The 12,873-nt window shown below is 42.5% G+C and carries 13 protein-coding genes and 1 tRNA gene; 7 read left to right on the top strand and 7 right to left on the bottom strand.

What is annotated here, in order from left to right:
* The first annotated feature begins 171 nt into the window (after positions 1-171).
* A complete protein-coding gene (locus IM509_RS22380) occupies positions 172-411 on the top strand; it encodes a hypothetical protein (RefSeq protein WP_012267196.1) in 240 nt (79 codons plus the stop codon).
* Positions 412-452: 41 nt separating this feature from the next.
* On the opposite strand, the gene IM509_RS22375 is transcribed toward IM509_RS22380, so the two are convergent.
* Positions 453-525, bottom strand: a tRNA-Ala gene (locus tag IM509_RS22375).
* Between the two features lie 131 nt (positions 526-656).
* On the opposite strand from IM509_RS22375, the gene IM509_RS22370 reads away from it, so the two are divergent.
* Positions 657-1,208, top strand: coding sequence for a 1,2-dihydroxy-3-keto-5-methylthiopentene dioxygenase (locus IM509_RS22370; RefSeq protein WP_052278112.1), 552 nt, complete (start codon positions 657-659; stop codon positions 1,206-1,208).
* Positions 1,209-1,378: 170 nt separating this feature from the next.
* Here the strand turns inward: IM509_RS22370 and petG are convergent, their stop codons facing one another.
* The 3 genes from petG to IM509_RS22355 form a co-directional block, all read right to left on the bottom strand.
* Entirely contained in the window at positions 1,379-1,495 is a 117-nt protein-coding gene (petG, locus tag IM509_RS22365; RefSeq protein WP_002738052.1) for a cytochrome b6-f complex subunit V, read from the bottom strand.
* Between the two features lie 260 nt (positions 1,496-1,755).
* Positions 1,756-2,241: a hypothetical protein gene (locus IM509_RS22360; protein ID WP_052278111.1), complete on the bottom strand. Its 486-nt coding sequence runs from the start codon at positions 2,239-2,241 to the stop codon at positions 1,756-1,758.
* A gap of 299 nt (positions 2,242-2,540) precedes the next feature.
* Positions 2,541-3,677: a metallophosphoesterase family protein gene (locus IM509_RS22355; protein ID WP_185237840.1), complete on the bottom strand. Its 1,137-nt coding sequence runs from the start codon at positions 3,675-3,677 to the stop codon at positions 2,541-2,543.
* A gap of 66 nt (positions 3,678-3,743) precedes the next feature.
* Here IM509_RS22355 and trmB point away from each other — a divergent pair, with 66 nt between their 5' ends.
* From trmB to IM509_RS22340, 3 genes are read left to right on the top strand one after another with little or no spacing between them, the layout of a single operon-like run.
* Entirely contained in the window at positions 3,744-4,379 is a 636-nt protein-coding gene (gene trmB, locus IM509_RS22350) for a tRNA (guanosine(46)-N7)-methyltransferase TrmB (protein ID WP_185237839.1), read from the top strand.
* Between the two features lie 34 nt (positions 4,380-4,413).
* Positions 4,414-5,022, top strand: a complete 609-nt coding sequence (locus IM509_RS22345) for a hypothetical protein (protein WP_185237847.1) — start codon at positions 4,414-4,416, stop codon at positions 5,020-5,022.
* Between the two features lie 19 nt (positions 5,023-5,041).
* Positions 5,042-5,842: a tetratricopeptide repeat protein gene (locus IM509_RS22340; RefSeq protein ID WP_052278108.1), complete on the top strand. Its 801-nt coding sequence runs from the start codon at positions 5,042-5,044 to the stop codon at positions 5,840-5,842.
* Positions 5,843-5,978: 136 nt separating this feature from the next.
* Here IM509_RS22340 and glgA read toward each other — a convergent pair whose 3' ends face one another.
* Together glgA and dacB are read right to left on the bottom strand one after the other, a co-directional pair.
* Positions 5,979-7,457, bottom strand: coding sequence for a glycogen synthase GlgA (glgA, locus tag IM509_RS22335; protein ID WP_185237838.1), 1,479 nt, complete (start codon positions 7,455-7,457; stop codon positions 5,979-5,981).
* Positions 7,458-7,798: 341 nt separating this feature from the next.
* Positions 7,799-9,223: a D-alanyl-D-alanine carboxypeptidase/D-alanyl-D-alanine endopeptidase gene (gene dacB, locus IM509_RS22330; RefSeq protein ID WP_185237837.1), complete on the bottom strand. Its 1,425-nt coding sequence runs from the start codon at positions 9,221-9,223 to the stop codon at positions 7,799-7,801.
* Positions 9,224-9,515: 292 nt separating this feature from the next.
* Between dacB and gorA the strand changes: the two genes are divergently transcribed.
* Positions 9,516-10,868 carry a glutathione-disulfide reductase gene (gorA, locus tag IM509_RS22325; protein WP_052278105.1) on the top strand — a complete coding sequence of 451 codons (1,353 nt, stop codon included), beginning with the start codon at positions 9,516-9,518 and terminating at the stop codon, positions 10,866-10,868.
* A 164-nt stretch (positions 10,869-11,032) separates the two neighbouring features.
* Here gorA and IM509_RS22320 read toward each other — a convergent pair whose 3' ends face one another.
* Positions 11,033-11,818 (bottom strand): slipin family protein, encoded by a 786-nt coding sequence (locus IM509_RS22320; protein ID WP_052278104.1) that lies wholly within the window; start codon positions 11,816-11,818, stop codon positions 11,033-11,035.
* 232 nt (positions 11,819-12,050) lie between these two features.
* On the opposite strand from IM509_RS22320, the gene IM509_RS22315 reads away from it, so the two are divergent.
* Complete coding sequence (locus IM509_RS22315; RefSeq protein ID WP_052278103.1) at positions 12,051-12,536, top strand: allophycocyanin subunit alpha-B; 486 nt, start codon at positions 12,051-12,053, stop codon at positions 12,534-12,536.
* The last annotated feature ends 337 nt before the right edge of the window (positions 12,537-12,873 follow it).

Genomic DNA, 12,873 nt, shown 5'->3' with positions numbered 1-12,873 from the left:
TCAATTGTCTATCTTTTGGTATTAACCTGTTTGTGCCTTAAGTCCTTCCCTGTATGGATTTCAGCTACTTTTGAGCGTAGGCGCTCTCATCGAATTTTATTTTAAGTTAATTATTTGCATAACAATTCCCGAAGAGCCAAAATAGTCAAACAACTCTTTAGAATCCCTCCCGTGATAATTAACGTTAATTATCTCGATGGAACTCAAGCCAATTTTCGCTTTGTTCAAGATAATTCAGCTAATGGAGTTATCCTTAGTCACTTACCGAGAAATGATCAGGAATTAATGGCATTTTTTCAAGGAAAATTACCACCACAAGTCAAATCTTTTAGCTTTTCTGTCAGTAATCCTCTGCTATTCTCCCCAGAAATAAAAGTAACGCCTTTTTGGGAAGTTGAGACTGGTTCATAATCTTTCTTGAACCTTGAAAAGCGGTTAATATCTCTGGAAAATGGAGAATAGGGAACTCGAATCCCTGACCTCTGCGGTGCGATCGCAGCGCTCTACCAACTGAGCTAATTCCCCAGATATAGACCATAATAGCATTTTTGAGCAGAAAATCCTAGGAACTGGCAAGAGATCGAGGGGCAAAAAATCGAGCGGCTTCTCTCTGGAAAACTTTAAAATAGAAAAAGTAATCTTGAGGATGATAACCAATGGCGATACTACGCTTAGAGAATGGGACAACCTATACCCAGTTAGCCGATATTAGTCTGGAATTGGCCAAATTAAATGTTACTTTAAACTATTGGCCGATCGAAAACGAAGCCACTTGTCAGCTACTTAAGCAAGCTTCTCTCACTGACGAAGAAAAAGAAATAGTTTTAACCAGCTTAGACGGTTATTTTGAGCAACTAAAGCAAGAAGCGGGTTATCAAGCTAGAGATTTAATCGTTTTACACCCTGAAATTCCCAATCTCGACACTTTACTGGCCAAATTCGAGCGCTGTCACACCCACGCTGACGATGAGGTGCGTTATATCATTGATGGGGAGGGGGTTTTTGGCTTTGTCTTTCCCGATGGTTCTCAGGGGGAATTAACTATTCAACCTCAAGAATACATCAATGTTCCCGCCCATAGCGAACACTGGTTTCACCTCACTGCCAGTAAACGGGTTAAAGCAGTGCGTTACTTCACCACTACCGCCGGATGGGTTCCCGAATATACGGAGACTGTCATTCGTTTTCCTAGTTTAACAGCCGTTTAGTTCTTGCTTTTTTGGCGATCGCTCTCCCAGTAAGACAGATAAGTTTTGCGGGGATGGCAACGCCGGCAGCCACAATCTGTTAAGCGGCAAATTTGTCCTGTGGAAAATCTCCCGTCTAGTGCCTAGCTTGACGGGAGATTTTCTCAATTCGGGGGATTGGCGTGATAGATTTAGTCTAAGCCGAATTGATTGCCCCGTTTGTACTGTAAATAGGCGGCAACGAACAAACCCGCTAGGGTAATGGGAATTAAGCCTAGGACAATCCCTAGCACTAAAGGTTCAATCACGTCTGTACTCCTTGGATTAGCAATTTTTCACCCGTATTTTATCGTAGCAGCGGTTGCCCGCGAAAGATAGGGCGATCGCACGTACTTCTTAAGTGGGGTGTTGGGGTGTTGGGGTAGTGGGGTGGTCACTGCGTGCGCGTTGCGGGGGGTAGTGGGGAATCTAGCTGCAATTTCCCTAAATCTCCATCTCCCTAAATCCCTGTTTCCTGACGAACAACTCCCCAAAAGGAAAACTTCACTATTAAGATAACTGCTGTACTTTAGGAGCGATCGAGAAAAAATTTTCTCAATTTGCCTTTACCCCAATAGCGATCGATTTCCTGCCAGAGATTGTGGAGACAAAAAACCACTGCGAGACAGAGAGTAACCGCAAGGATTTGAGAGAAACTTTCCCTTTGCCAAAATTTGGCCATTGCCTCCGAAATTACCCGCGTTACCCGATAAGCTTCCAGAAAACCCTCGATCGAGCCGAGAATCAGTGCTGCTAGGGTATAAACAAAGGTTCGATACAGAACACTAACGTAACGGGGACGATTTTCTAACCATTCTAGCTTCATGGCTGCGTCGAGAATGGCCACGGTTTTTGCCGCAAGGATCGCTCCTACGATCGCTTTACCCAAAACGTAGGTGGTAATCGAATACTCTTCCAGAAATAATTTCATGATCAGAAGAATATAACCGAAAGCCAAGAAAAAAAACAGGGTAAGAGAACCGATTTTTTTAAATTCCTTTTTAAGTGCTTCCATTGATTTTTTTTGATATTTTCTGCCAAGATAGCGTCTGCGTACCATAACTATAAGCTATAGTTATGGTCTGCTGAAAAAGTTTTTCCCGGGGGCAGGGTGTAGGGTATAGGGTATAGGGTGTGGGGTGTGGGGTTTTAGCGATTTTGAGGTGGTCAATTACCTAATTTTCAGGGAAAAAGTCCCTGAATTTTCCCCCTGATCACTCCCATGCCCGGCACTTTTGGATTTCAAAAAGGTCTAAAAGTCTTATCCAACAAGGTTTTTAGATTTATTCAGCCAATCCTAATTATTTATTGCAGCTATTCTCTCAACTCTACCAGCAAGTCTGAGCGCTGATAAGTAAACTGATGCTTGAAACTAATTACAGCTTGATTGTCGATAAAATGAGGATTACCGAGGGGATCGATGGCACTGAAAGCGTAGAAATAACGGCGTACTAGGGGCGGAAAATCGCTAAAATCGAAGATTGTGTCACCTTTAGCCACATCTGCCCAAAAATTTCCTAATTTCGGGGCTAATTCCTCCGCTAGACTCACGGGAAGATTGAGGGGATGGCAGGTTAACAAACGCATCATAAAAGGATAAGAGCGATCGCTTAACCATTGCCGAGAAATAGCCGGTAAATCCTCCCATCCGGGTATATTTTGCAGATGAAAGGATTCTATGGCTAATTCAACCGTGTTTTCGCGATATTCTAGCACCCGGTAGGGATGGGGATAACTGACGAGGGAACCGGTGGTAATTTCATAGATACCTCTAGCAAAAGCCAGATCCTGCACGTGGAGATGGCCGGTAATCAACAATTTTACGCCGTTTTCCTCTAGTATATCGAGCAGTTCTACCGCATTAGCCAACATATAGCGTTTACCTAATTCATGATTGCTTTGTCCGGGTAGATGCTCGATAACGTTATGATGGATCATCACCATCACTAGATCGTTTTTTAGCGATGGTAAAATCTGTTTTAACCAATGCAATTGTTCTGCATCTAAACTGCCAATTTGTTTACCTTGCTCATCAAATTGATTAGAATTAAGACCGATTAATTGCACTCCGGGTAAAATTTCTTTTTGGTAGTATGTTTGTTCGGGATCGCTGTAACCAAATTGTTGATAATAAAAGGGAAAATCTGCTAAACCGATCTGGTTTTCTGTTGCGGTTAAACTCAAAACATCATGATTACCCGGCACAACATAGACGGGAAAGGGTAAAGTGGCTAAACAATCGGCTAACCAACGATGATTTTCTGGTTCACCATCTTGGGTTAAATCGCCAGCAATCAGCAGAAAATCGAGGTTAAGGGTGATGAGATGGTCTAAAACAATTTTTAAAGCGGGAATACTCACTTCCACCAGATGAAAGCGATTAGAATGGTTCAAAATGGTTGTGGGTAAAGCGATATGAGGATCGCTGAGAATGGCGAAACGGAAATTCATCGCATTCAATTGGGCTAAATATCGGTAAACTAGATCGATCGAGGAGAAATAAAGGAGAAAATATCTTTGGCTAAAGTTCGCGTTCGTCAGCACGTCAATCCCTTAAGTCATAAATATCGCCATCCGATCGCTCCCCCCGATTGGAATCAAGTTTATCAGGATATGACACCACCTCTCCATCTTGACATTGGTTGTGCGCGAGGTAAATTTTTGTTACAAATGGCCCAAGTATATCCAGAAATTAATTTTTTGGGGATTGAAATTCGTCAACCTTTGGTAATTGAAGCCAATCAGGAACGGGAAAGGTTAGGATTAAGAAATCTCGCTTTTGTTTTTGGCAATATGAATGTTGCCCCAGAAATTTTACTGCAATCTTTGCCCGCAGATAAGTTATTTCGGGTGTCGATTCAATTTCCCGATCCTTGGTTTAAACAGCGTCATAGTAAGCGTCGAGTCGTGCAGCCGGAATTAGTCATAGCTTTGGCTAAGTATATGGTATCTGAAGGCTGGGTTTTTTTACAGTCGGATGTGGAATCGATCGCCCTGGAAATGACGGAGAGATTTCAAGCACATCCCCATTTTGTTCGGCAACATCAAACCCCCTGGTTAGCGGAAAATATTTTCCCCATACCGACGGAGAGGGAAAAGTCCACTTATAATAAAGGTCAACCGGTTTATCGATCGCTTTTTCGAGTTCGGTAGCTTCAGTTAAAATATTTTGGCACTGTCTGAAATCATGGTTAGAAATCTCGACTCACCCCTAATACTTGACGACAATAATCGCCCCCCTGTTTCTCAATTGCTAGAATTTCTCTTAGCAACAGAAAAAAACCATAAAAAAACTAAAGAAAATCTTACTTTTGAGGCTTTGGTCGGTACTTGGCGATTATACTTGATCACGGGAACTCAAAAAGCGAAAAAGAGAGCGGGAATTGTTTTGGGTAAGGGGCGCTATCTACCATCCTGGTTAAAAATTACCATCTCTTACCAAAGAAATGAGAGCTTAGAACCGGGAGAATTTATCTCTGGAAGCGTCAGCAATCAGATATTTTTAGGGGCAGTAAAACTATCTGTAAGCGGTCCAGTTAAGTTTTTTCCTAAAACCCGTCTTCTTGCCTTTGATTTTACCCGGCTCAACCTAACCCTATTTAATCGCTCTCTCTATTCTGGTTTTATTAGAAATGGCCAGGTAAGTGAAGCAAATTTTTATCAGGAAAGTATCAAAAAACAGGCATTTTTTGCCTATTTTCTGATCACAGAAACAATGATAGCAGCCCGGGGACGAGGGGGAGGATTAGCCCTTTGGGTAAAAGAGATAAGTGAGACAAAACTAGCTGAAAAATAAGTTATTAGAGGAGAAATAGATGGGATATTCTATCGAGGTAGATGGGACAAATTTTGACAGTGAAGTGATCGAGAAATCCTATCTAAATACAGTGATTTTAGACTTTTATGCTCTCTGGTGTGGACCCTGTAAATTGGTAAAACCGATGCTAGAAAAACTAGCAAGTGAATATAATTTTATCTTGGCCAAAATAGATATAGATAAAAATCCCGAATTAGCCGAACAATACGATGTAGAAGGAGTTCCCGATGTGCGAATTGTCAGCAAGGGAGAAGTGTTACCCTGTTTTGTCGGTGCTTTGCCAGAAGAACAAATTAGAGACTTATTTTCCCGTCTGGATTTACAATCGGAATTAGAAACAGGATTAGCAGAAATACAAGAAGCGATCGCCCTCGATAATTTGCCCGCAGCCAAACAATTATTTGATCGTCTTTTTCCTAAATATCCCAACGAACAGCGATTAATTATTATGGCGGTAAAATTTCTCATGCGTCTAGAAAAATGGTCAGACGCTTATCGATTAATCAGTGCTATTAAAGAGGAAAATCCTGTTATTAAAGGTTGGAAAACTATCCTAGAATTCCAACAGTTAAAACCAGAAAATAATCCCCTCGATCTGATATTTTTTGCTGGGATTAATTTCGCTTTAAAAGAAGATTATGCCGCCGCTTTAGATAAACTGATCAGCCTGGTGGGAGAAAGTAGAAAATATCGTCAGGATGGCGCAAGAAAAGCCATGTTAGCCATATTTCAGATTTTGGGAGTTAGTCATCCCCTCACCCAAGAATACCAAGCAAAGTTAACATTTCTGCTCTACTAGGTAGGGTTTACTAAAAAAGTTTGTTGGTGGGGTTAGGAGTCGGTCAAAACTAAAGCAATTACCCTGGAAATTTCAACAAATCTATTCCTCGAATTTCTGTTGACAACTGCCAGGGAATTGCTAGAGACAAGACAGTTTATTTGTGGCGAATCATTTCATAGAGGGCAACGTATTCTTCCCCGGGGCGATTCCAAGAGTAATCGCATTCCATGCCTTGAATCGCTAATTTTTGGAATTCTTCTGGTTGAGTGTACCACAATTCCAATGCCCGGGACATGGCTGATTCGAGGGCATTATTATCGGGATCAAAAAAGACAAAACCATTGCGTTCTTCGGGTTTGTGATAGGTATCATAATCGCGATCAAAAACCGTATTAACTAAACCACCAACTCCCCGGACAATGGGAACGGTTCCATATTTTAAGCTGATTACTTGTGTCAGTCCGCAGGGTTCAAAATTACTGGGAACCACAATCATATCGGCCCCCGCATAAATGAGGTGAGATAATTCCTCATTAAAGCCCAATTCAATATGAACATCAGGGTTATTATTGAGGTGATTTTTCTCGTGCCAGAACCAGTTATTAATTAACGATTCGGTGGCGGAACCTAAGAGGACAAATTGCGCCCCGCGAGCTAAGGCATAATACATGGCATGGTGAACTAAATGTACGCCTTTTTGGTCATCTAAACGACCGACATAACAAATTAAGGGTTTTTCTGCCTCATCTCTTAACCAGAGTCTTTCTCGCAGTGCCTTTTTATTGCGTGCCTTCTCGGAGAAGCTATCAACACCGTAGGGTGCAGCAATAAATTTATCCACCTCTGGGTTCCAGATATTGTAATCTAAACCGTTGAGAATGCCAGTAAATTTGTGTTGATGTAGGTGAATTGTATGACCTAAACCGTAACTAACATCGGTGTGGTGTGCTTCCCAAGCATGGTGGGGTGAGACGGTGTTGAAATAGTTGGCAAAAACGATCCCACCTTTCATAAAATTAATCACAAAAGGATTGAAATTATCGCGCAGTCGGGCATAGCTAAAGTAGTAAGGATCGTTATTTAATCCTGTTGCCCAGAGAATTTCTGCACCTCCAAATCCTTGATGTTTAAAGTTATGGATGGTGTAAAGAACGCGCTGATTGCCCATACCATGATATTTATAAATTTCAAAAAGTAAGGGCGGAATTAAACCAGTTTGCCAGTCGTGACAATGAATTATATCGGGACGTTTATTACTTCTGAGCAAAAATTCTAAAGCGGCTTTAGAGAAGAAGGCAAAACGCATATTATCGTCTTTACAGCCGTAGTAAGTACCGCGATTAAAGAAATTATCCCCCGAATTAGGTTGAATAAAGAAACACAAGCGCCCGTGTACCCAACCACAAAAAACGTTACAGTGAATTGCGCCACCGTACCAAGGCACCCACAGGTCCCGATAAGCCTCGTGTAAGCCCCAAATTTGGTCGTAGCGCATACAATCATACATGGGTAGGATTAGCTCCACGCAATGACCGCGAATTTCCAATTCTCGACTCAATCCATATACCACATCCCCCAATCCCCCAGCTTTAATCACTGGGGCGCACTCAGAGGCAACCTGAACTATATACATATATCAATAACTCCGTCGATTAATCTACAGGTCAGCTAGAAGCAATTTTTACAAAAGTATACAGTCTTCTGTGATTAAGTGGGTGGGTGGAATTAAATATAAGATGAACGTAGGTTGGGTTGAAGCATGAAACCCAACCCCCGCTCATGTTACGCTACCGCTAACCCATCCTACAAATAATTGTGCCTCCCTACTTAAATGGCTCGATCGAATTGGTTGCGGGTTGGGGTGTTGGGGTAGTGGGGTGTTGGGGTAGTGGGGGAATTTAGCTGAAATTTCCCCATCTCCCTATCTCCCTATCTCCCTATCTCCCCATCTCCCTATCTCCCGGCTCCTAAAGATTAACAGCGTTTTAACTGTCCTAGGAGCAAAATCACCTCATCGATGCCGTTTCTGAGGGTAGTGGCGGGTTTATCGCTGTTATTGACGGTTATGCTAAAGATTAGGGGTTGATTGTCGGCGGTTTCTAGATAACCTGCGAGAGCGGTAACTCCGGTTAAAGTCCCGGTTTTTGCCTGTAATCGTCCTTCTAGGGGAGTCTGGCGAAATCTATTGGTTAAAGTGCCATCAATGCCGCCAATGGCTAAAGAACGACGATAATCAGGGTTTTCTGCCATTAGTTGTAATATTTGACCTAAAGTCTTGGGTTTAATCAGGTTTTGTCGTGATAGCCCCGAACCATCGCCGATTTTATAACCATCGCTGTTAATTCCCAGTTTTGTTAAAGTTTCTTGCAATCCCGACACACCGCCGAGCATTTGTAGTAGGGTTTCGGCTAGTAAATTATCGCTATTTTTATTGACTTTTTCCACCAAATATGCTAGGGGTTCTGATTCTAAATTGGTGATCTCATAACCGCGAATTTCTGAGCTAATTTCGGCGTTTTTAACGGTAATTCCCGCTTTTTCAAGGATATTACGCCAGCGATCAAGGAAATATTCCGAGGGTTGGGGAATAGCTAAATTAAAATCATCTTGACTATCAATAGCCAGAGAACCAGTGATAATCAGGCGATTATTGGCTAAATTGCCCTTAATTGCCAGAGTATTCGGGATGCCTTGAGCTGCGGTGCTGGTTTGATTCTCAATTAGCCATTGTTTAGCGGCAATGGGATCAGACCATTGTAAATCTAAGCTTTGCCCCAATTGTCGCGGTAAAAGCCTTAAAGTGACGGAATTTTCGTTTAAAACCAAGCTAGAAGCGGGTACAGCATAGTCAAAAAAGACATCTTCCCATTCCCAGGTTTTTTGACTATCGGAGACGACAAAAGGACTAGCAACGACAATTAAACGATAAATTGAGTTAATTCCCCGTTCTTTTAACTTTTCTGCTAATTTTTCTAACTTTTCTGTGGTTATGGTTGCATCTCCCCTCCCGACTAAGGTTAAAGTCTCTAAATCGGGGGGGTTGCCCTGGGCTAAAATGGGGGTTTTCAGACGATAATCGCGGTTAAATTTGCTGAAAGCGGCAGCAGTGGTTAATAATTTCGCGGTAGAAGCGGGAGTAAAAAAGTTATTTTCGTGGAGACTATAGAGATTTTCCTGAGAATTGAGGGATTTTACTAAAATTCCCCAATAAGTGCCTTGATAATCGGGGCGGTCCAAAATGCGATCAATCTCGGTGGCTAAGTCTGCCGGACAGATAAACTGGGAAGGGGGGGAATTGTCTTGACTGATGGGGGTTGCGAGGGTGACGGGATGGTTTACCCAGAGAAATAGGGAACAAGTCCCCAAGAGAAAAGATAATTTCGAGCGGCGTGTTAGCATAGAATTAAATCTTGGCAGTAGATAAATTGACTCTAAGTAGCTGGTTATAATTAAATTAAAAATGGATTTTAGGTTTGATCCCCCCTGCCCCCCTTAATAAGGGGGGTGCCGATAGGCGGGGGGATCTGAAAGTTTTTAATACCTACCTACTTAATTTAGCAGCCTTAGTGACCATATTGTCCTAGTTACTGAATAGATTCACTTAGGGATTGATCCGAGATATTCGCTTCCTTTTTTGCCCAGAAAGTTTCTTGATTCCGTCAAATTTCTATACATTCGCGAGGATATTTTTATGAGTTATGATTTTGATTTATTCGTGATTGGTGGTGGTTCTGGGGGTATTGCCACCGCTAGACGGGCAGCCGAATACGGGGCAAAAGTGGGATTAGCAGAATACGATCGCTTGGGAGGAACCTGTGTTAATCGTGGTTGTATTCCCAAAAAATTAATGGTTTATTCTAGTCGTTTTCCGCAACTATTTAAGGATGCGGAAGGTTACGGTTGGAGTCCAGTAGAGAGTCAGTTAAATTGGCAAAAATTAATTAGCGCCGTTAATCAGGAAACTATCCGTTTAAATGGCATTTATCAAAAGATGCTCGATAATTCTCAAGTGACGATTTTTCCTAATTATGCCAAGTTTATTGATACCCATACCCTAGAGGTAGGAGAGGAGAAAATTACTGCCGATAAAATTTTAATTGCCGTGGGGGGACATCCCGTTAAACCCGATATTCCGGGGATAGAACATACAGTAGTTTCTGATGCCATGTTTCAACTGCCAGAACAACCGAAAAGAATTATAGTTTTAGGGGCGGGATATATTGGGGTGGAATTTGCTGGTATTATGCACGGATTGGGGACGGAAGTGGTGCAGTTAATCCGTAAAGACAAGATTTTAAGAGGGTTTGATGAGGATATACGCGATGAGATTCAAGCAGAAATGATCCGTCAGGGAATTAAAATTATGCCCGAAACTTTCCCCACTTCGATCGAGAAAACTGCTGAGGGGTTAAAAGTACATATTCAGGGGAAAGAAACTGGAGAAATTATCTTTGTTGATGCCCTAGGATTAGCCGCTACTGGAAGAATTCCTAAGCTGGAAAAATTGGGCTTAGAGAATGTCAATGTCGAGGTAAAAAACGGGGCAATTGTTGTCAACGAGTATAGCCAAACCAGCGAAGACAATATCTATGCCGTGGGCGATTGTACTGATCAAATTAATTTAACTCCCGTCGCCATTAATCAGGGGCGAGCTTTTGCCGATACAGTCTTTGGTAATAAACCCCGGTTAATGAGTTATGAAAACGTTCCCTCGGCAGTATTTTCTACTCCTGAAGCGGCGACGGTGGGATTAACAGAATTGCAAGCCAAAAACCTATATGGTGACACGGGAATTAAAGTTTATCGGTCTAAATTCCGCCCCGGTTACAATGTTTTACCAGGCCGAGAGGACAAAACTTTGATGAAATTAGTTGTCCATCAGGAAAGTGGTAAAATCCTTGGGGCGCACATGGTAGGAGATCACGCCGCAGAAATTATTCAAGGAGTAGCCATTGCCGTAAAAATGGGTGCAACAAAAGCCGATTTTGATGCCACTGTCGGCATTCATCCCAGTGCTGCCGAGGAATTTGTCACCATGCGTTAATTAAGTAGGTAGGCGTTAAAAATTATCAGATCCCCCCGCCTATCGGCACCCCCCTTATCAAGGGGGGCAGGGGGGATCGAACCTAAAATCCATTTTTAATTTAATTATAACCAGCTACTTAACAATTTTAGGTGTGTTAAACCAACCTAACACACCAGAGGAAATTAACCCTTTTGGCTATTGACAATTGAGCCATTTTGTGATGGTTTTTCGGCTAATTTTTGAGCGAGATTTAAGATATCGGAGGGGAGCATAATCACGGTACTGGTGTTATTTTCCGCTCCAATTTCCGTTAACATTTGTAGGCGGCGTAATTCCAAAGCGGCGGGATTTTCCATGATTAATCGGGAAGCTTCCGCTAATTTTAGGGAGGCTTCCTGTTCTGCGGCCGCTTTAATCAAACGGGCCCGTTTTTCTCGCAATGCTTCCGCTTCCTTGGCCATAGCTCGCTGCATACCGGTGGGAATTTCCACATCTTTCATCTCCACCCGTTCGATATCAATGCCCCAAGGTTCGCTAATTTCATCGACAATTTGTTGAACCGCATGATTAATTTTGTCTCGTTTTTGCAAGACATCATCGAGATGATTTTGACCAACTACATTTCTTAAAGTGGTCATGGCCGCTTGATAAACGGCCGCAGGATAGGATTCGACTTTATTAATCGCTTTGCTAGGGTCGATAATGCGATAGTAGAGAACCGCATTAACCTTAATTGTGACATTATCGGCGGTGACAGTTTCTTGCGGGGCGATATCGACGGTTTTGGTGCGAATATCCAGCTGCATTTTTTGGTCAACTAGGGGAATGATCCAGTACAGTCCAGGGCCTTTGGTGTCTTGATAACGCCCTAGACGAAAGATAACACCACGCTGGTATTCTCGATCGATTTTAAAGCCATTTAATCCCAGAATGCCCGCTATCAATAGGAAGGATGCTAAAAATTCCATATTAATTACCAGTTATCGGGTTCAAGTTAATCGGTGTGCGGTGACATCTCAATTGCCATCTCCTCGCTCCTGACCACTAATACATTCATTCTAGACAGTAACCGGGCTGTCGGGGAAACTCATAACGAAATATTACAATTTTTAGGAATTGCCCAACCAGCAGGGATGACTCGACTTCCAGACCCCGACCTGAGATAAACTACAGAATGTTATCAGAATTTACCTTGATATTATGAGCGTAGTTAGCCAAGTCATCCTCAAAGCCGACGACGAACTTCGTTATCCTAGTAGTGGTGAACTACAGGGTATCGGGCAGTTTTTAAAAACCGGTGAGCAGAGAATTCGCATTGCCGAGACTCTCGCTGAAAATGAGAAAAAAATCGTCGATCAGGCTCAAAAACAACTGTTCAAGAAACGTCCCGATTATAGAGCGCCGGGGGGTAATGCCTACGGTCAGCGTCAATATAATCAATGCTTGCGCGATTATGGTTGGTATCTGCGTCTAGTTACCTATGGGGTATTAGCCGGAGATAAAGCACCGATCGAACAAACCGGCCTAATCGGGGTCAAAGAGATGTATAACTCTCTTAATGTTCCCGTCCCCGGCATGGTGGAGGCGATTCGTTGTCTCAAAGAGGCCGCTTTAGGTCTTTTGACTCAAGAGGATGCCGTGGAAGCAGCCCCCTACTTCGACTTTATCATCCAGTATATGTCCTAAGCGATCGGGACAACTCCACGGGCCTGAAGTCTGAAAAGGGGCAATTTTCGTCTCTTTCAGAGTTCAGGCTTGACTTTTTTCAGTGATCAGTAAACAGTGATCAGTGATCAGTAAGCAGTAAACAGTAATCAGTGAAAAGACAGTAGTAAACTGGCATTTGATCAGGCTCACTTAATACATACTGCTCACTTAGATACTGGCTCTTCGGTTTGTGTTATGCAATGGACGGGGGTTATAAGGGATGGAACCCTTATATAGAAAGGCATTTAGCGATTTTTGTCAATTGTTTTTGCTCTAGAGCGAACTAATCAATTAAGTCTCTTGCCAGATAAGGATT

It is taken from the genome of Microcystis sp. M31BS1 (assembly GCF_020245285.1).
In the GTDB taxonomy this organism is placed as follows: domain Bacteria; phylum Cyanobacteriota; class Cyanobacteriia; order Cyanobacteriales; family Microcystaceae; genus Microcystis; species Microcystis panniformis.
This window is presented reverse-complemented; position numbering and strand designations above follow the sequence as displayed.